The sequence below is a fragment of the Pseudomonas sp. UMAB-08 genome, assembly GCF_900095225.1.
Taxonomy (GTDB): domain Bacteria; phylum Pseudomonadota; class Gammaproteobacteria; order Pseudomonadales; family Pseudomonadaceae; genus Aquipseudomonas.
The window spans coordinates 144137-162448 of sequence record NZ_LT607422.1 but is presented as its reverse complement, the minus strand read 5'-3'; the positions used below and the strand labels follow the sequence as shown (position 1 = coordinate 162448).

The 18312-nt window shown below is 59.7% G+C and carries 15 protein-coding genes; 10 read left to right on the top strand and 5 right to left on the bottom strand.

Annotated elements, in window-relative coordinates; all coding sequences use genetic code 11:
- The first annotated feature begins 81 nt into the window (after positions 1-81).
- Positions 82-435: a YkgJ family cysteine cluster protein gene (locus K0F75_RS16620; protein ID WP_219063041.1), complete on the top strand. Its 354-nt coding sequence runs from the start codon at positions 82-84 to the stop codon at positions 433-435.
- Between the two features lie 3 nt (positions 436-438).
- Here K0F75_RS16620 and dadR read toward each other — a convergent pair whose 3' ends face one another.
- Positions 439-927, bottom strand: a complete 489-nt coding sequence (dadR, locus tag K0F75_RS16615) for a transcriptional regulator DadR (protein ID WP_219063040.1) — start codon at positions 925-927, stop codon at positions 439-441.
- A gap of 156 nt (positions 928-1083) precedes the next feature.
- On the opposite strand from dadR, the gene dadA reads away from it, so the two are divergent.
- From dadA to K0F75_RS16585, 6 genes are all read left to right on the top strand, one after another.
- Positions 1084-2385, top strand: coding sequence for a D-amino acid dehydrogenase (dadA, locus tag K0F75_RS16610; protein ID WP_219063039.1), 1302 nt, complete (start codon positions 1084-1086; stop codon positions 2383-2385).
- Positions 2357-2710, top strand: a complete 354-nt coding sequence (locus K0F75_RS16605) for a RidA family protein (protein ID WP_219063038.1) — start codon at positions 2357-2359, stop codon at positions 2708-2710. Before dadA ends, K0F75_RS16605 begins: the two co-directional genes overlap by 29 nt.
- Before the next feature lie 78 nt (positions 2711-2788).
- Positions 2789-3862 (top strand): alanine racemase, encoded by a 1074-nt coding sequence (gene alr / locus K0F75_RS16600; RefSeq protein WP_219063037.1) that lies wholly within the window; start codon positions 2789-2791, stop codon positions 3860-3862.
- A 160-nt stretch (positions 3863-4022) separates the two neighbouring features.
- On the top strand, positions 4023-4571 hold the full coding sequence (locus K0F75_RS16595; RefSeq protein WP_219063036.1) for a cupin domain-containing protein: 549 nt from the start codon (positions 4023-4025) through the stop codon (positions 4569-4571).
- A gap of 189 nt (positions 4572-4760) precedes the next feature.
- Complete coding sequence (locus tag K0F75_RS16590) at positions 4761-5189, top strand: cytochrome c5 family protein (RefSeq protein ID WP_257604408.1); 429 nt, start codon at positions 4761-4763, stop codon at positions 5187-5189.
- Positions 5190-5321: 132 nt separating this feature from the next.
- The gene (locus tag K0F75_RS16585) at positions 5322-7256 is read left to right on the top strand and encodes an acetyl-CoA hydrolase/transferase C-terminal domain-containing protein (RefSeq protein ID WP_219063035.1); all 1935 of its coding nucleotides are present in this window, start codon (positions 5322-5324) and stop codon (positions 7254-7256) included.
- 54 nt (positions 7257-7310) lie between these two features.
- On the opposite strand, the gene K0F75_RS16580 is transcribed toward K0F75_RS16585, so the two are convergent.
- Together K0F75_RS16580 and rep are read right to left on the bottom strand one after the other, a co-directional pair.
- Positions 7311-7883 (bottom strand): xanthine phosphoribosyltransferase, encoded by a 573-nt coding sequence (locus K0F75_RS16580; RefSeq protein WP_219063034.1) that lies wholly within the window; start codon positions 7881-7883, stop codon positions 7311-7313.
- Positions 7884-7927: 44 nt separating this feature from the next.
- Positions 7928-9937 (bottom strand): DNA helicase Rep, encoded by a 2010-nt coding sequence (gene rep / locus K0F75_RS16575; protein WP_219063033.1) that lies wholly within the window; start codon positions 9935-9937, stop codon positions 7928-7930.
- 202 nt (positions 9938-10139) lie between these two features.
- On the opposite strand from rep, the gene K0F75_RS16570 reads away from it, so the two are divergent.
- Positions 10140-11813: a bifunctional diguanylate cyclase/phosphodiesterase gene (locus K0F75_RS16570; RefSeq protein ID WP_219063032.1), complete on the top strand. Its 1674-nt coding sequence runs from the start codon at positions 10140-10142 to the stop codon at positions 11811-11813.
- A gap of 19 nt (positions 11814-11832) precedes the next feature.
- On the opposite strand, the gene K0F75_RS16565 is transcribed toward K0F75_RS16570, so the two are convergent.
- Positions 11833-13230: a NorM family multidrug efflux MATE transporter gene (locus K0F75_RS16565; RefSeq protein WP_219063031.1), complete on the bottom strand. Its 1398-nt coding sequence runs from the start codon at positions 13228-13230 to the stop codon at positions 11833-11835.
- A 165-nt stretch (positions 13231-13395) separates the two neighbouring features.
- Between K0F75_RS16565 and K0F75_RS16560 the strand changes: the two genes are divergently transcribed.
- Together K0F75_RS16560 and K0F75_RS16555 are read left to right on the top strand one after the other, a co-directional pair.
- The gene (locus K0F75_RS16560; protein WP_219063030.1) at positions 13396-14316 is read left to right on the top strand and encodes a LysR substrate-binding domain-containing protein; all 921 of its coding nucleotides are present in this window, start codon (positions 13396-13398) and stop codon (positions 14314-14316) included.
- A gap of 190 nt (positions 14317-14506) precedes the next feature.
- Complete coding sequence (locus K0F75_RS16555) at positions 14507-16483, top strand: methyl-accepting chemotaxis protein (RefSeq protein ID WP_219063029.1); 1977 nt, start codon at positions 14507-14509, stop codon at positions 16481-16483.
- 238 nt (positions 16484-16721) lie between these two features.
- Here the strand turns inward: K0F75_RS16555 and K0F75_RS16550 are convergent, their stop codons facing one another.
- Positions 16722-18215, bottom strand: coding sequence for a YifB family Mg chelatase-like AAA ATPase (locus K0F75_RS16550; RefSeq protein WP_219063028.1), 1494 nt, complete (start codon positions 18213-18215; stop codon positions 16722-16724).
- Positions 18216-18312: the final 97 nt, after the last annotated feature.

Sequence of the window (18312 nt, the reverse complement as noted above, 5' to 3'; positions counted from 1 at the left end):
AGGTTCGGTCGGGCGGCGCTGTCACCTGGGGCTCAAGTGATGCAAAATCACGGGCTAGTCTTTCTTTCGGTAAACGCCTCGATGAGCTGCAACAGCCAGAAAATCCGCTTTCTTCGGCAGCAGATCCCGTCCTTCGAGTGCGTGCCCGGCTGCCACGACTGCTGCGGCCCGGTCACCACCTCATCCGAAGAGATGGCGCGCTTGCCGCGCAAAACCGCCGCTGAGCAAGAGGCGGCGATGGATGAGCTGAACTGTGTGCACCTTGGGCCAAATGGCTGCACGGTGTATGAAGAACGTCCGCTGATCTGCCGGTTGTTCGGCACCACGCCGACCCTGCCATGCCCCAATGGCCGTCGGCCGGTCGAGATGATTCATCCCAAGGCGGAAAAGCAGATCCACGAATACATCGCGACCACGCGACAGGTGTTGGTGTAGAGGTCACTCCGGAATCGGCAAATTCAAACTCTCTTTCACTTCTTCCATGACGATGTAGCTCTTGGATTCGCGCACATGCGGCAGTTTGAGCAGGATATCGCCGAGTAGTTTGCGGTACGAAGCCATCTCTGAAATCCGCGCTTTCACCAGGTAATCGAAGTCACCTGACACCAGATGACACTCCAGCACGTGCGGCAGTTTGAGCACGGCGCGGCGGAACTCTTCGAAGGTGTCGCCGGACTTGTAGTCCAGGCTGATCTCGACGAACACCAGCAGGCTGGCCTTGAGGCTTTGCGGATTGAGCCGGGCGTTGTAGCCCATGATGATCCCTTCGCGCTCAAGCCTGCGCACCCGCTCAGTACAGGGCGTGGTCGACAATCCCACCCTTTCTCCCAGCTCGGTAAATGAGATCCGCCCGTCCGCCTGCAGGATGCGCAGGATGTTGCGGTCGATCTTGTCCAACTCACGTTTTGACTGGTGCTGGGTGCGCATGGGTAAACCCCCTCTACTAAAGCCGTTATTGCCGAGAATTCTCGCCAAATATAGGTGTTTATATAGTGAAAAGCACTGGCCATTGCTTTTTATACTGCGCATATCTTGGCTCTATACAACAAACGTCAGCGGATATCCGCGATTGAGGGATTTAACATGCGAGTTCTGGTCCTTGGCAGTGGCGTGATCGGTACGGCCAGCGCCTATTATCTGGCCCGGGCTGGATTTGAGGTGACCGTGGTCGACCGTCAACCTGCGGCGGCCATGGAAACCAGTTTCGCCAACGCCGGCCAGGTTTCGCCAGGCTATGCATCGCCGTGGGCCGCGCCTGGTGTGCCGCTCAAGGCGATCAAATGGTTGCTGCAGCGTCATGCCCCGCTGGCGATCAAGGCCACCGCCGACATTGATCAGTACCTGTGGATGGCGCAAATGCTGCGCAACTGCACCGCCAGCCGTTATGCGGTGAACAAAGAGCGCATGGTGCGGTTGTCCGAGTACAGCCGCGACTGCCTCGATGAGCTGCGTGCCGAAACCGGTATCGCGTACGAAGGCCGCAGCTTGGGCACCACGCAATTGTTCCGTACTCAGGAGCAACTGGATAACGCCGCCAAGGACATCGCTGTTCTGCAGCAGTCTGGCGTGCCTTACGAACTGCTTGATCGCGCTGGCATCGCCCGCGTCGAGCCGGCGTTGGCTAACGTGACTAATATTTTGGCCGGTGCGTTGCGTCTGCCGAACGACCAGACCGGCGATTGCCAGCTGTTCACCACCCGCCTGGCGGAAATGGCGGTCAAGTTGGGCGTTGAGTTCCGTTTTGGTCAGTCCATCGAACGCCTCGACTACGCAGGTGATCGCATCAATGGCGTGTGGATCGACGGCAAGCTGGAAACCGCCGATCGCTACGTGCTGGCGCTGGGCAGTTATTCACCACAGTTGCTCAAGCCGTTGGGCATCCGCGCGCCGATTTACCCGCTCAAGGGTTACTCCCTGACGGTGCCAATCACCAATCCGGCGATGGCCCCGACGTCGACTATTCTCGACGAGACCTACAAGGTCGCCATTACCCGTTTCGACAACCGCATTCGTGTGGGCGGCATGGCGGAAATCGCCGGGTTCGACTTGTCGCTCAACCCGCGTCGGCGCGAAACACTGGAGATGATCGTCGGCGACCTTTATCCTCAGGGCGGTGATTTGACGGAGGCCACTTTCTGGACCGGCCTGCGCCCAACCACACCGGACGGCACCCCGATTGTCGGCGCCACACCATTCCGCAACCTGTTCCTGAATACCGGCCACGGCACACTTGGCTGGACCATGGCGTGCGGTTCCGGCCGTTTGCTGGCCGACTTGATGGCCTTTAAAACACCACAGATCAGTGCCGAAGGCCTTGATATTTCTCGCTACGGTAAAACCCAGGAGATCGTAAAACATGGCAATCCTGCGCCAGCTCACCAATGATCGTATGAGTCAGCTCGTTGTCCACAACAGCACCGTGTACCTGTCCGGGCAAGTGGGTGACGACATGGCTGCCGGGATCGAACAGCAAACCCGGGAGACGCTGGCCAACATCGAGCGTCTGCTGGACCTGGCCGGTACCGACAAGACCCGGATTCTGTCGGTGACCATCTACCTGAAAGACATCGACGCAGATTTCGCCGGCATGAACAGTGTCTGGGATAAATGGCTGCCAAAAGGCGTTGCGCCCGCTCGGGCAACGGTCGAGTCGAAGCTGTGCGAACCGGAAATTCTGGTTGAGCTGTCGGTCGTCGCGGCATTGCCTTAATCTGCAAGAACCTTCGCCTGATGCCTGTTAATGGGTGTCGGGCTTTTTTATTCCCATCATGCCTAGAAGCCTGCCGCCATGCGTCCTGCCCGCGCCTTGATCGATCTCCAAGCCCTGCGTCACAACTATCAATTGGCCCGTGAAACCGCTGGCGCCAAAGCGCTTGCGGTCGTCAAGGCCGATGCCTACGGTCATGGGGCGGTGCGTTGCGCGCAAGCTCTGGAAGCCCAGGCCGATGGGTTCGCCGTGGCCTGCATCGAAGAAGCGCTGGAACTCCGTGAAGCGGGGATTGGCGGGCCGATTTTGCTGCTTGAAGGTTTTTTCGAGGCGAGCGAACTGGCGCTGATCGTCGAGCATGACCTCTGGTTCGTGGTGCATTCACTTTGGCAACTCGACGCCATCGAGCAAGCGAGCATCAGCAAGCCGCTGAACGTCTGGCTCAAGCTGGATTCGGGCATGCACCGTGTCGGCTTGCACCCCGCCGATTACCAAGCGGCTTATAAACGCCTGTTGAGCAGCGGCAAAGTGGCAAAAATCGTCTTGATGAGCCATTTCGCCCGCGCTGATGAATTGGATTGCTCACGCAGCGACGAACAGGTTGCAGTCTTTAATGCGGCCCGTCAGGGGTTGTCCGCAGAGGTCAGTCTGCGCAACTCGCCTGCGGTCATGGGCTGGCCGAAGGTGCCCAGTGACTGGGTCCGTCCTGGCATCATGCTATACGGCGCCACGCCTTTTGATCAGCCCCAGAGCGTGGCTGAGCGCTTGCAGCCGGTGATGACCCTGGAATCGAAGGTGATTTGCGTGCGCGAGTTGCCGGCGTGCGAACCGATTGGGTATGGCGGTGGTTTCATCACGGATCGCTCGATGCGTGTAGGGGTGGTGGCCATGGGTTACGCCGATGGTTATCCCCGTCAGGCACCGACTGGCACCCCGGTCTCGATTGACGGCCAGCCGAGCCGGTTGTTGGGGCGTGTGTCGATGGACATGCTGTGCGTGGACTTGACCGATTTGCCACGCGCCGGGCTGGGTAGCCAGGTCGAGTTATGGGGCAAGAACGTGCTGGCCAGCGATGTTGCCGCGCACGCCGGTACAATCCCTTACCAGATATTTTGTAACCTGCGCCGCGTGCCAAGGCTCTATTCCGGGGCCTGACAGGCGGTCGCCGGCAGCTGTCGGCGAAATTTCATCCCACACCGATAAGCCGCTAGTCCTTTTACGAATACGTTACGGGTCGAAGTGTTGTAAATACTGAACGCTGTTGCCATCATACCGTTCATAACGACCATAACTAATCAATAGGAGGACTCCCGCATTGGACGTCGGTGAACGACTGCAATCCATTCGAAAGCTTAAAGGTCTCTCCCAGCGTGAACTCGCCAAGCGAGCGGGCGTGACCAACAGCACCATTTCCATGATCGAGAAAAACAGCGTCAGCCCCTCGATCAGCTCTCTGAGAAAGGTGCTGGGCGGTATTCCGATGTCCATGGTTGAGTTCTTTTCGGAAGAGCTGGAGCAAGAAAATCTGACTCAAGTGGTTTATAAAGCCAGTGAGTTGATCGACATTTCGGACGGCGCCGTCACCATGAAGCTGGTCGGTAAGGCCCATCCGGGTCGGGCGATCACTTTTCTCAACGAGATCTATCCTCCGGGTTCCGATACCGGGGATGCAATGCTCGTTCATGAAGGCGAAGAAACCGGAACCCTGCTCGAAGGTCGGCTGGAACTGGTGGTTGGCGTTGAGACGTTCATCCTCGAAGCTGGCGACAGCTACTACTTTGAGAGTACCAAGCCACACCGTTTTCGTAATCCGTTCGATGTGCCTGCGCGGCTGATCAGCGCGGCAACACCCGCGAATTTTTGATTGAACGCTTCATTTACAGGCGCTGCTTCTCAGAAATGAAAGCACAAAGTGCCCGTTTGCAGGGCCTGACAGCTGGTAAATACCCCTGCGACTATAGGGTTGTTTCAGTGTGACGGGCTAACCGGTATACTTCCGCCCGCCCGCAAAACCGTGGCCGCGGGCGTGACTAGCCACCATGAGGGTGTACGCGTGAACCTAATTAATAAAATGCTGGCAGTTCAAGCTGCCGTATTGGTCTTTTGGGCTGTCGGTGCTCAGGCCACGACAAGCGACGATTTGGCCAAGCGCCTTGATCCAGTGGGTCAAGTGTGTGTGCAGGGTAAAGAGTGCGCCGGTATGGACGTCGCAGCTTCGGCTGGCGGCGCCGGTGGTGCCAAGTCCGCTGATGAGATCATCGCCGGCCATTGCAATGCATGTCACGGTTCCGGCTTGCTGGGCGCACCGAAAATCGGTGACGCGGCTGACTGGGGCAACCGTGCCAAAACGCAGGGCGGTCTTGAAGGCATTCTTGCTAAAGCCATTACCGGTATCAACTCGATGCCGCCAAAAGGCACTTGCGCAGATTGCTCTGATGCAGAGCTGAAAAGCGCGATTCAGAAAATGTCCGGTCTGAAGTAATTCGACCCGATGACAAAAAGCCGACTTCGTGTCGGCTTTTTTGTGCGCGAATGATTCGAAGTCCTGTCCTTTGCAGCAAACACCCGGCAATCTCGGTCCAACCTGAAATCAAGGATGTTCCGGGAGGGTGAGATGACGCAGTCGTGTTCCATTGAACAAGCAGTCGACCAAGTACTGGCGCAACTGCCTGCGCACATTCACATGGGCCTGCAGCTGGGGCTGGGCAAGCCCAACCGCTTCGTTAACGCGTTGTATGCGCGGGTCAAGGGGCTGCCCCAACGACAGTTGACGATGTACACCGCCCTCTGTCTCGGGCGCCCGCCGCTTGGCGAGGGTTTGCAGGCGCGTTTTCTTGAGCCCTTCGTCGCGCGGGTGTTCGGCGATTACCCCGAACTGGACTTCCTTGATGACTTGCGGCGCGACAGCCTGCCGACGAACATCCGTATCGAGCAGTTCTTCTTGCAGCCCGGCAGCCTGCTCAACAGCCACACCGCGCAGCAGGACTACGTCAGCAGCAACTACAGCCATGCCGCGCGTGACATCAACGCCAATGGCCTGAATCTGGTGGCGCAGTTGGTCGCCCGTGATCCGCAGCGTCCGGGTCGCGTGAGCCTGAGTTGCAACTCGGACATCACCCTCGACCTGCTGCCGATGATCGCCAAACGTCGTGCGGCCGGGGAAACAATCCTGTTGCTCGGCCAGGTCCATGCTGACTTGCCGTACATGCCCGGCGACTCGGAGCTCGGCACTGACGTCTTTGATGTGCTGCTCGACGAGGAAGAACACAGCACCCTGTTCTCTACCCCGAACATGCCGGTCGGATTTCAGGACCATTTCATCGGCTTGCACGCCAGCACTCTGGTGCGCGACGGCGGGACCTTGCAGATCGGTATTGGCTCGATGGGCGATGCGCTGACAGCGGCGCTTTTGGCGCGGCAAGCGGATAACGCCACTTACCGCGCGCTGCTCGCGGATCTGGACGCGACCACGTCGTGGCAAGCGCTGATCGAGCGCGAAGGCGGGGTGCAGCCGTTTGCTCACGGGCTGTACGGTTGCAGCGAAATGTTCGTGAACGGTTTATTGGTGCTGGTGGACGCCGGCATCGTGCGGCGCAAGGTTTACCCCGACGCGGCCCTGCAACGGCAGGCCAACGATGGCACGCTGGACGAATCGGCCCATCCCGATGGCGTCATGGTCCACGCGGGGTTTTTCCTGGGGCCTCGCAGCTTTTATCAACGTTTACGCGAGTTTTCACTGGCTCAGCGTGAGCGCTTCAACATGACCGCCATCAGCTACATCAACGAGCTGTACGGCAATGAAGAGCTCAAGCGCTTGCAACGGCGCGATGCGCGATTCATCAACAGCATTTTTAAAGTGACGCTGATGGGCGCCGCAGTGGCCGATCAACTGGAAGACGGCCGAGTGTTGAGCGGGGTGGGCGGCCAATACAATTTCGTCGCTCAGGCGCATGCACTGGAAGGTGCTCGCTCACTGTTGATGCTGCGTAGCTGGCGGGAGTCGGGCGGGGAGGTCAGTTCAAATGTTGTCTGGGAGTACGGTCACGTCACGATTCCGAGGCACCTGCGGGACATTATCGTCACGGAATACGGGATTGCCGATCTGCGTGGCAAGACCGACGCCAAGGTGATTGAGGCGCTGCTGAATATCAGTGACTCACGCTTCCAGGAGGGCTTGATCGAGCAGGCGCAAAAGGTCGGCAAATTGCCCCGCGATTTCCGCCTCGATCCGCGCTTTAGCGAAAATACCCCTGAACGTTTGCAGACGTTGCAGGCGCGTTACGCGCAGTTGTTCCCTGAGTATCCACTGGGTTGTGATTTCAGCGCTGAAGAGCGGGATCTGTTGCGAGCGTTGAACTGGCTGAAAAGCAAACTCAAACTCACCGAAATGCTGCAATTGGGCAAAGCCACCCTCGACGCACCGGAACCGACAGCCTTCCCGGCGCACCTTGAACGCATGCGACTTTTGCAGCCGCAGGGACTGCTTGAAGAGCTGTATCAGCGCTTGGTGCTGGCGGGGTTGCAGGCCACGGCAATCTCTGGCGTCTGACCTACCGCCTTCGCCAACAAGTTGGCTCCTACATTGGCGAAGGGGCCGCCACAATCAATCCAGAAACGTCACCACCCCGCCCTCCAGCGATTTCACCCGTGCGAGGGATTCGACGCGATAACCCTGAGCGTCGAGTTCGGCACGGCCGCCCTGGAATGATTTCTCGATCACAATGCCCAGTCCGGCCACGCTGGCGCCCGCTTGCTTGATGATCGAAATCAGCGCCTGCGAGGCCCTGCCGTTGGCCAAAAAGTCATCGATGATCAGCACGCGGTCGCTGCTGGTCAGGTGTCGAGGAGAGATGGCGACCGTGCTTTCGACTTGCTTGGTGAATGAATACACGGTCGCCGACAGCAGGTTTTCGGTCAGGGTCAGCGATTGGTGTTTGCGCGCAAAGATCACCGGCACGCCCAGTTTCAGGCCGGTCATGATCGCGGGGGCAATGCCCGAGGCCTCGATGGTGACGATCTTGGTGATGCCCGAGTCTGCGAACAGCGTGGCGAATTCGTTGCCGATCAGCTGCATCAAGGCCGGGTCGATCTGGTGGTTAAGAAACGCGTCGACCTTCAACACCTGGTCAGAAAGGACGATGCCCTCTTCGCGAATTTTCTTATGCAGTGCTTCCACGGTGATTCCTCAGGCTGCGCACATGTGCGCAATAAATGATCAATTCAGCGTTTGAGCATGGCGCGAATATCGGCCAGTGCCGTGTTACCGCGAACGGCTTTCACTTCTACCGGTGTGTCGTCGTTGCCTTCCCAGGCGAGGTCGTCCGGCGGCAGTTCATCGAGAAAGCGGCTGGGGGCGCAATCGATGATCTCGCCATATTGCTTGCGCTTGGCGGCAAAGGTGAAGGCCAGTGTTTCCCGCGCGCGGGTAATCCCGACATACGCCAGGCGGCGCTCTTCCTCGATCGTATCGGCTTCGATACTGGAGCGGTGCGGGAGGATTTCTTCCTCCATGCCCATGATGAACACGTAGGGGAATTCCAGGCCTTTGGAGGCATGCAGGGTCATCATTTGCACGCCTTCGGCGCCGTCTTCTTCTTCCTGCTGACGCTCGAGCATGTCGCGCAAGACCAGCTTGCCGATGGCCTCTTCGATGGTCATTTTGCCGTCGTCGTCTTTCTCCAGCGTGTTCTTCAGCGCTTCGATCAAGAACCAGACGTTTGCCATACGGTAATCGGCGGCTTTTTCACTGGAGCTGTTCTGCCGCAGCCAGTTTTCGTAGTCGATGTCCATGACCATGCTGCGCAGCGCGGCGATGGGGTCGTTTTGCGAGCATTGCTGGCGCACGCCATCCATCCAGCGTTTGAAGCGTTGCAGGCGGTCGGTGTAACGGCTGTCCAGATGCTCGCCCAGGCCGATTTCATCGGTGGCGGCGTACATCGATATCTTGCGCTCGGTGGAATAATTGCCGAGTTTTTCCAGGGTGGTCGAGCCGATTTCACGGCGCGGTACGTTGATCACGCGCAAGAAGGCGTTGTCGTCGTCCGGGTTCACCAGCAGGCGGAAGTAGGCCATCAGGTCTTTCACTTCCTGACGCCCGAAGAAGCTGTTGCCACCCGACAGGCGGTAGGGGATCTGGTGGTGTTGCAGCTTCAGCTCGATCAGCTTGGCCTGATAGTTACCGCGATAGAGAATCGCGAAGTCACTGTAGGGCCGGTCGGTGCGCAAGTGCAGGGTGAGCAGTTCCACCGCGACGCGTTCGGCTTCGGCATCTTCGTTGCGGCAGCGGATCACACGGACTTCATCGCCGTGACCCATATCGCTCCACAATTGCTTTTCGAAGGCGTGCGGGTTGTTCGAGATCAGCACGTTGGCGCAGCGCAGGATACGGCTGGTGGAGCGGTAATTCTGCTCAAGCATCACCACCTTGAGCGACGGGTAGTCATCCTTGAGCAGCATCAGGTTTTCCGGGCGCGCACCACGCCAGGCATAGATCGACTGGTCATCGTCGCCGACCACGGTGAACTGGTTACGCATACCGATCAGCAACTTCACCAGCAGGTACTGACTGGCGTTGGTGTCCTGATATTCATCCACCAACAGGTAGCGAACCTTGTTTTGCCACTTCTCCAGGATGTCAGCGTGTTCCTGGAACAGCTTCACGGGCATCAGGATCAAATCGTCGAAATCCACCGCGTTGTAGGCTTTGAGCGTGCGCTGGTAGTGGGTATAGACAATGGCGGCGGTCTGTTCCTTGGGGTTACGCGCGTTTTCCAGGGCCTCGGGCGGCAGGATCAGGTCGTTTTTCCACGAGCCGATCATGTTTTTGATTTCGTCGACGCCGTCATCGCCCGAATATTCTTTTTGCATGATGTCGGTCATCAGGGCTTTCACGTCGGTCTCGTCGAAAATCGAGAAACCGGGTTTATAGCCCAGCCGCGCATGCTCTTTGCGGATGATGTTCAGGCCCAGGTTGTGAAAGGTACATACCGTCAAGCCACGCCCTTCGCCGCCCTTGAGCAGGGTGCCGACCCGCTCTTTCATTTCCCGCGCGGCCTTGTTGGTAAAGGTCATGGCGACAATGTGTTGTGCCCGAAAGCCGCAGTTCTGGATCAAGTGCGCAATCTTGCGGGTGATCACGCTGGTCTTGCCGGAGCCAGCACCGGCGAGCACCAAAAGAGGGCCGCCGACGTAGTTCACGGCTTCTTGTTGCCGAGGATTGAGTCGGGACATGACAGAAAAAGGGTCGCTTGCGAAATGGGTGGGCATTTTAACAGGCTCACGCATTTGTGCGGTCATCGTCCGACACTGTGACGTAGCGCGCGATCTAAATTTGCCGGTTTTGTTACTTTCCCGCAGGATGCGCAGTGGATTACGCCGGATGTCCGAAGTAGGGCGGAACCACCAACGATTTTTTTGCGAGTAGGGAGCTAGTTTGTCTACGCCTGTCGAACCCTTGCGTTTGTTGCTCCTGGCCCAAAAGCCGGAATGGCTGGCGTTATTGCGTGAGTGTCTGGCTCCTCTGGGAGATGCGGCCGCGCTGGTCTGTGCGCCGAGTTGGGACGATGTCAGCAGCCTGTTCGACGACGAGCGCAGTGCCGTGCTGCTGACGACGCCTGAGCTCCAGCCGGCGCCCGGGCGCTGTAAGTTGCCCGTGGTGATGCTGCTTGAGCACGAACCGCTCGAACCCCCGCTGGGCGTCAGCGATTGGCTGGTGCTCGCCACGTTGAGCATTGATGCGCTGCGTCGTTGCCTGCGGCATGTGCGCGAGCGCGGCGTGCTGGAAAACACTCTGCAACGCCTGGCCGAGCAAGACCCGCTAACCGGCATCGCCAACCGCCAGGGCTTCCAGACCTTATTGGCGACGCGTTTGGTTGAAAATGAAGGCCGAGGTCTCGCGCTTGGGCATCTGGATCTCGACAATTTCCGCCACGCCAACGACGCGCTGGGTCATCAGGCCGGCGACCGGTTGATCTTGCAAGTGGTCTCGCGGCTCAAGAGCCAGCTGGAAGCGGGCGATCAACTGGCGCGGCTGGGCAGTGACGAATTTGCGTTGTTGATCGACATCCGCCGTGCGCCGCAGCGTGCCGAATGGATGGCCGAGCGCATTACCGAAGCCTTGGCCGAGCCCTATTGGGTCGATGGCGAAAGCTTGCTGATCGGCTGCAGCCTGGGGATTGCCTATGCACGGGTCGGTGCCGGTGCCGATCCGTTGATGTGGCACGCTCATATCGCGATGCAGCAGGCGAAAGGTACTCAGGGCTGCACCTTTCATATTTTTAACGAGCGCATCAATCGCAACGCCCGCAGCCTGGCCGATCTGGAAAGCGAACTGCGCCGGGCCTTGCGCCGCGATGAGCTGGAGCTGCATTACCAGCCACGCCTGTCACTGAACGACGGTCGCATCGTTGGCCTTGAAGCCCTGGTGCGCTGGCGCCACGCCGAGCGTGGATTGCTGCCACCCAGCGAGTTTGTACCCTTGGCCGAGCAAAGCGGTTTGATCGTGCCTTTGGGTTACTGGGTCATTTCCCGCGCCCTGCGCGACATGCAGGCGCTGCGCGAACTCGGGCTGCCGGCACTGCACATGGCGGTCAACCTGTCGTTCCGCCAGTTTCAGGACAGTCAATTGCTGTCGACCCTGAGCCGCTTGATCGCCGAGCGGGGCGTCGATGCCCGCTGGCTGGAATTCGAACTGACCGAAACTGCCGTCATGCGCCGCAGCGATCTGGTCAAACAGACGATGGATGCGCTGGGTCGGCTGGGTGTGCGTTTTTCGCTGGATGATTTTGGCACCGGCTTCTCGTCGTTCGTGCACCTCAACAGCCTGCCGATTGCCTTGCTCAAGGTCGACAAAAGCTTTGTCGGCGGCATGGAGTTGCGCGAAGAAAACCGCAAGCTGGTGCACGCCATGATCAACCTGGCGCACAACCTCAGCCTGGAAGTGGTCGCCGAAGGTGTCGAAACCCCGGAACAACTGGCACTGTTACGTGATTTTGGTTGCGATCAAATTCAGGGTTACCTGATCAGCAAGCCGTTGCCATTCACGGAGCTGATTGAGTACCTGACGTATGGACAGCGGCATAACGTCGGGCAAGCGCACGTTCAGTAGGCATACCTGATTCAGCTCTTCAAACCATGACCGATGCACTCACTGGCGCTTGCCGCAACAAGCGTGAGGTCTTCCTTTCGAACGCCACTGTCAGTGCGAGCGCCGCGCAGGCCAGCCCCAGGGCCAACCCCCACCAGACCCCCATCGCGCCGCCCTGTGCATAAAAACCGAAAGCCCAGGCCGCAGGCGCGCCGACCAGCCAATAGCAGGCGAGGCCGATGACAAACGTGGTCCTGGCGTCCTTGAATCCCCTGATGGCGCCCATGGCCAGCGTCTGCGTGCCATCGAACAGTTCGAACCACGCGGCGATCGCCAACAGCTTCACGGCCAGATCGATCACGTCGTGGTAGGCCGGATTGTCGAGGTCGAGGAACAGGCTGACGACTTGATACGGCGCCAGCCAGAACAACAGCGCGAAACCGAGCATGATCATTGCCCCAAAGGCAATGCCGACGCGCCCGGCCAGCCGCGCCTGGAGCAGATTGCCCGCGCCGTAGTGTTGGCCGATGCGCATGGTCATTGCGTAGGAAATCCCCACGGGCACCATGAACGCCATCGACACCGACTGCAGGGCGATCTGATGCGCGGCCATTTGCGTACTGCCCATCGCGCCCATGCAGAACGCGGCGAAGGTGAACAGGCCAACCTCGACCGCATAGGTGCCGCCAATCGGCAAGCCGAGGCGCCACAGCTCTTGCAAATAAATCAGCGAGGGGCGCATCAGGCCTTGGCGAATGGGGTAGGGCGCATAGGCCGGGTGCTGGCGGATATGCAGGGCCAGAAGCAACGCCATGCCGTTGGCAACCACCGCCGTGACCAGACCGATGCCCATCAGGCCCAGATGCGGCAGGCCAAACAGGCCATGAATGAGTGCATAGTTAAGCCCGAAGTTGATGGCTACGCCGCCCAGGCTGATCACCATCACCGGGCCGGCACGCCCCAGCGCGCTGGTGAAGCCACGCAATGCCATAAACGACAGAAAGCCGGGCAGGGCCAAGGGCAGGGTGATCAAGAATTGCCCGGCCATGTGCACGTTAGCCTCATTCTGCCCAAGCCTGAGCAAAATGGGCTCAAGGTTCCACAGCACCAAGGCCGCGATTAGCGCCATGCCCCACGCCAGCCACAGCCCCGCTTGAGTCAGCCGCGTGGCGCCCACGTTGTCGCCTGCACCGTGACGGATCGAGACCAGCGTGCCGACGGCGGCGATAACCCCCACGCAGAAGAACGAAATCAGGTTGTAGCTGGCCGCGCCCAGCCCACCGCCGGCCAGGGCAGCGGGTCCCAGATGACCCATCATCACGGTGTCAGTAAAAACCATGAGCATGTGCGCCATTTGCGAGGCGATCAGCGGCCCGGCCAAGCGCAGGATAATCCGCAGTTCGCTGATCCAGGGGGGTTGAGTGGTTGCAGCTCGCATGGTCGTGGCGCTCGGCGGACGAGGTTTCGTGAGCAACTGATTCTCGGCATTTCTCACAGCGGGCACAAAGGGATAAATCCGATGATTGGCATGAGTAAAACTCATCTGAATCGGGTGTAGTCGTTGGGGGTAAAGTAGCGCAACTGTTGCGTAGGAGAGTTGTGTATGTCCCGTAGTCTTCCTCCCCTTTATGCGTTACGCGCATTTGAAGCTGCTGCCCGACACAGCTCGTTCACCCGCGCTGCCGAGGAGCTGTCGATCACCCAAAGTGCCGTCAGCCGCCACATCCGCACGCTCGAAGATCACTTTGCCTGCCGTTTGTTTCAGCGCAATGGCCGCAACCTGCAATTGACTGAGGCGGCACGCCTGCTACTGCCGGGAGTGCGTGAAGGTTTTTCGGCGTTGGAGCGTGCGTGCAGCACGTTGCGCGCCGAGGAAGGTATTTTGCGCATGAAGGCACCGTCGACCCTGACCATGCGCTGGTTGCTGGCGCGCCTGAGCCGGTTTCGCCATCTTCAGGTCGGTAATGAAGTGCAATTGACCAGCGCCTGGATGGATGTCGACAGTGTGGATTTCACTCAGGAGCCGTTTGACTGCGCGGTATTGCTCAGCCGTGGGCATTTTCCGCCGGATTGGGAAGCCACCTACCTGTTCCCTGAGCTGCTGATTCCAGTGGGCGCACCGACGTTGCTCCAGGACCAGCCCTGGGATGTCGCGCGGCTGGCCAGCGCCGAACTGTTGCACCCAACCCCCGACCGCCGCGATTGGCGCAGCTGGCTACAGCGGATGGGCCTGTCGGAGCAGATCTCGCTCAAGGGCGGGCAGGTGTTCGACACCCTGGAGTTGGGCATGATCGCGGCGGCGCGGAGCTATGGCGTGTCCATGGGTGACTTGCTGATGGTCGCCGAGGACGTCGCGCAGGGGCGTTTAAGCTTGCCTTGGCGCACCGCCGTGGCCAGCGGCGAAAACTACTATCTGGTGTGGCCAAAGACCCGACCGGGCGGCGAACGTCTGCGCCGGCTCAGCGAATTTCTTCAAGGCGAGGTGCAGGCGATGGACCTGCCAACGGTTGAGATATTGACCTGAAAAACAGCTGCGGCACGGGCTGTTGAGCGGTTATTCGTCAGTATCCTAGTGTAGGACTCAAGTATTGTTCACGTCGGCCGAATCCGTATAAGTCGGACTTTTTAAAAAAGGTTCAACGGACCCCATTTTTGAATTTTGCTGAACAGGGCATCGAGATCAAAACGATGCCGCTGTTCGGCCAGGAGCTTCCATGTCTGAACCCCGTGCTCGTATCGCCTCGCAGTTGGGTCTCGCCCTGGCGGTAATTCTGGCCGTGGTCATCAGCGGCAGTACCGTGTTCGCGTTGCGCTCGCTGGACGCCGCGAACCTGGCAATTCGTGAAGAGCACATGGCCAGCGAAGCACGCTTGCTGGCCGATCAACTGAATACGTTTCACAGCGCCCTGCGTGAAAGCACCCAGCGCTTGAATGGGTTGTTCGAGAAGCGCTTTACCGGCGGCCTGAGCCTACAGGCAGACAAACCCGTGACGGTTGCGGGCGTGCAGGCACCGAGCCTGTTGTTGGGGGACCATGTACTGAACAACGACTTCACCGAGGTCGATAATTTCAAGCAAATGACGGCCGGCGTGGCGACGATTTTCGTGCGCAGTGGCGATGACTTTATTCGGGTGAGTACGTCGCTGAGCAAGCAGGATGGCTCGCGGGCCGTCGGCACCTTGCTGGATCACAAGAGCCCGGCCTATGACCGGCTGATGGCGGGGCAGGAGTACGTCGGCCGGGCGCTGTTGTTCGAGCACTACTACATGACGCAGTACAGCCCGGTGCGTGACAGCGGTGGCAAAATTATTGCCGCCTTGTTCGTCGGCTTCGACTACACCAGTGCGCAAAATACCCAACTCGAGAACCTGAAGAATTTCCGCATCGGCACGACGGGTTCGCTGGCCCTGCTGGATGAGCAGAATCGCTGGCTGGTGGCGCCTGCCGGGGTCAAGGCGCTGGATCAGGCAACGCAAACGTTGGCCGACTTCGTCAAGCGCCCAGGCACAGGTCATTTCTGGAGTGACGGCACGCAAGATTTCTATACCGTCGCCGTGCCCTTTGCTGGCGGCCCGTGGGCAGTGTTTGCGAGCATGCCAAAAACCGAAATCAGCGCCGTGACCTGGAGCGTCGGCACGCAATTGGCAATCGGCAGCTTGCTGGCCATGTTGATCGCGGTCGGTGCGGCGATCTGGCTGTTGCGCCGCAAGTTGCAACCGCTGTCGGATCTGGTTCGTCAGGCTGAAGCCCTGGGCGCCGGCGACCTGAGCGCGCGTTTGAATGTTTCCAGTCACGATGAAATCGGTCAATTGGCACGCAGCTTCAATCAGATGGGTGAAGCCCTGTCGAACATGGTCGCGCACATCCGCAGCGCGGCACAGGAAGTCAGTGGCCGCGCTCAGACGCTGTCCGGCTTGTCGGGCGGTGCCTACGACGGCATGGAGCAGCAGTCCGGGGAGATCACCAGCATGGCTGGCGCCGTGGAAGAGTTCAGCGCCACCTCATTGAATATCGCCGACAACATGGGCAGCACCGAGCGCCTGGCGCAGGAGAACGCTCAGCAGACGCGCATCGGCCGCACCTCGATGGATGAAGCCTCGGCATCCCTTGAGCAAATCGCGTCCTCGCTCAAAGGCACGGCCACGGTGATTGATACCTTGGGCCAGCGTTCTCAGGAAATCGGCGGCATCGTCGGCGTCATCACCTCGATTGCCGAGCAGACCAACCTGCTGGCTCTCAACGCCGCGATTGAAGCCGCGCGTGCTGGCGAGCAGGGCCGTGGCTTTGCGGTGGTAGCGGATGAGGTGCGTAATCTGGCCTTGCGCACCCGTCAGGCGACCGACCAGATTTCAGGGATGATCGTGAGCATTCAGCAAGAAACCGGTAACGCGATCAGCACCATGGAACAGGGCAACGCGCTCATGCAGGAAGGCCTCTCGCGCAACGCAAAAGTTGCGGCTGCTCTGGCCCGGATCGACGAACAAAGCCGCTCTGCGGGCGAACAATTCGCGGCCATCACCACCGCCACCCAAGAACAAAGCAGCACCGCTACCTTGCTCAGCAGCAACCTGCAAAGCATCGCCCTGGCCAACAGCGAACAGCGCGAAGTCGTCTCCCACCTGGCTGTCACCGCGAAAGAACTCGACGAACTGGCGGCGGATTTGCGCAAAGAGGTCAATCGGTTTCGGTGATACAAGGTTTGTGTTCACCGAAAACTTAATTTTCAGCCCAACGTTGATCTCCTGTAGGAGCGGGCTTGCCCGCGAAAAGGTCGGCACTGCCTTCAGGGGCCAATGAAACCAAGCACTTTTACGACCGCTACGTAGTCGATCGCGGGCAAGCGCGCTCCTACGGCCTGGCGGCCAGAAGCAGATCTATGGTTCGCCGAAAATCCAGTAGCGCGCGACTCTTATTCTGCATGTGACCCCATCAATTACTCGACGGCCGATACTGCAACGCCTCGGCCAGGTGACTGCGCCCAATCGCATCGACCTGTTCCAGATCAGCCAGCGTTCTTGCCACTTTCAACAAGCGGTGTGCGGCCCTGAGTGACAGGGTCAAACGCTCGCAGGCGGTTTCCAGCCAGTTTTCGTCGGCACTGGACAGCGAGCAGTGTTTGCGCAGACCCGGCAGGTCGAGAAAGGCGTTGGCGCAGCCTTGGCGCCGTTGTTGCCGGTCGCGGGCCTGGGCCACGAGGGCGGCGGCGCTGGCGGTGTCGTCGCCGATGTGGGGGGGCGGATTGAGCGCCGTGGCTTCGCGGGCGACGGTCAGGTGCAGGTCGATTCGATCCAGCAGCGGGCCGGAGAGCTTGTTGCGGTAGCGCTGGATCTGCTCGGTGGAACAACGACAGCGACCGCTGGGCTCGCCCAAATAGCCGCAAGGGCAGGGGTTCATCGCGGCCACCAACTGAAAGCGCGCCGGGAAGCGCACCCGGTCGCGGGCACGGGCGATGACGATGTGCCCGGACTCCAGTGGCTCACGCAGCACCTCCAGCACTTTGCGATCAAACTCGGGCAGCTCATCGAGAAACAGCACGCCATGGTGGGCAAGGGTAATTTCGCCGGGTTGCGGACGACTGCCGCCACCCACCAGCGCTGCCCCTGAGGCGGAATGGTGGGGCTGCCGAAAGGGTCGCTGTGGCCAACTGGTCAGAGGGCTCTGGCTGGCGACCGACTGAATCGCGGCGACTTCCAGGGCTTCATGCTCATCCAGTGGCGGCAACAGGCCTGGCAGACGGCTGGCGAGGAGTGTCTTGCCGGTGCCGGGAGGCCCGCTGAAAAGAAGATTGTGCGCGCCCGCCGCCGCTACCAGCAATGCGCGTTTGGCGGCAGTCTGGCCTTGCACCTCGCTCAAGTCCGGATAGGGTTTGCTCAGGTGCAAAAGGCCGCTGGATTCGTAGGGGACAATCGGTGTCCGGCCATTGAAGTGCGCCACCAGTTCCAGCAGATGATTGACTGCAATCACTCGTAACCCGGATGCCAGGCACGCCTCCTCGGCATTGGCCGCAGGCACGATCAACGTATGGCTCTCGGCACGCGCGGCCAGTGCGGCAGGCAAAACACCCTGTATCGGCCTTATAGCGCCAGAGAGCGCCAATTCACCCAGACATTCGACATCTTGCAACGCGTGAGCGGGCAGTTGCCCACTGGCGGCGAGCAAACCCAGGGCAATCGCCAGATCGAAGCGCCCGCCGTCTTTGGGCAAGTCGGCCGGTGCGAGATTGAGGGTGATTCTGCGGGCAGGGTATTCGAGGCCGGAATTGAGGATGGCACTGCGGACCCGATCCTTGCTTTCCCTGACTGCACCTTCAGGCAAGCCCACCAGCGTCAGCGCAGGAAGGCCGTTGGCCAGATGGCACTCGACAGTGACGGCGGGCGCTTCCACACCCACCTGAGCGCGGCTGAGCACGATGGCGAGAGACATGATCATTCCTTGATGTCTGAAGAACCGCATCCTGCGGGAATTCGAGGGGGAGCTGGGGAGGGGAATCGATACAGGGTGTGAGTGGATAGTCCCGGGT

Bases quoted from the DNA above. Each gene is read 5' to 3' on its own strand.
- dadR (WP_219063040.1), bottom strand. From the start codon at position 927: ATGCGCACCCAGCACCAGTCAAAACGTGAGTTGGACAAGATCGACCGC.
- alr (WP_219063037.1), top strand. From the start codon at position 2,789: ATGCGTCCTGCCCGCGCCTTGATCGATCTCCAAGCCCTGCGTCACAAC.
- K0F75_RS16555 (WP_219063029.1), top strand. From the start codon at position 14,507: ATGTCTGAACCCCGTGCTCGTATCGCCTCGCAGTTGGGTCTCGCCCTG.
- rep (WP_219063033.1), bottom strand. From the start codon at position 9,937: ATGTCCCGACTCAATCCTCGGCAACAAGAAGCCGTGAACTACGTCGGC.
- K0F75_RS16560 (WP_219063030.1), top strand. From the start codon at position 13,396: ATGTCCCGTAGTCTTCCTCCCCTTTATGCGTTACGCGCATTTGAAGCT.
- K0F75_RS16605 (WP_219063038.1), top strand. From the start codon at position 2,357: ATGGCAATCCTGCGCCAGCTCACCAATGATCGTATGAGTCAGCTCGTT.
- dadA (WP_219063039.1), top strand. From the start codon at position 1,084: ATGCGAGTTCTGGTCCTTGGCAGTGGCGTGATCGGTACGGCCAGCGCC.
- K0F75_RS16585 (WP_219063035.1), top strand. From the start codon at position 5,322: ATGACGCAGTCGTGTTCCATTGAACAAGCAGTCGACCAAGTACTGGCG.
- K0F75_RS16620 (WP_219063041.1), top strand. From the start codon at position 82: ATGAGCTGCAACAGCCAGAAAATCCGCTTTCTTCGGCAGCAGATCCCG.
- K0F75_RS16565 (WP_219063031.1), bottom strand. From the start codon at position 13,230: ATGCGAGCTGCAACCACTCAACCCCCCTGGATCAGCGAACTGCGGATT.
- K0F75_RS16550 (WP_219063028.1), bottom strand. From the start codon at position 18,215: ATGTCTCTCGCCATCGTGCTCAGCCGCGCTCAGGTGGGTGTGGAAGCG.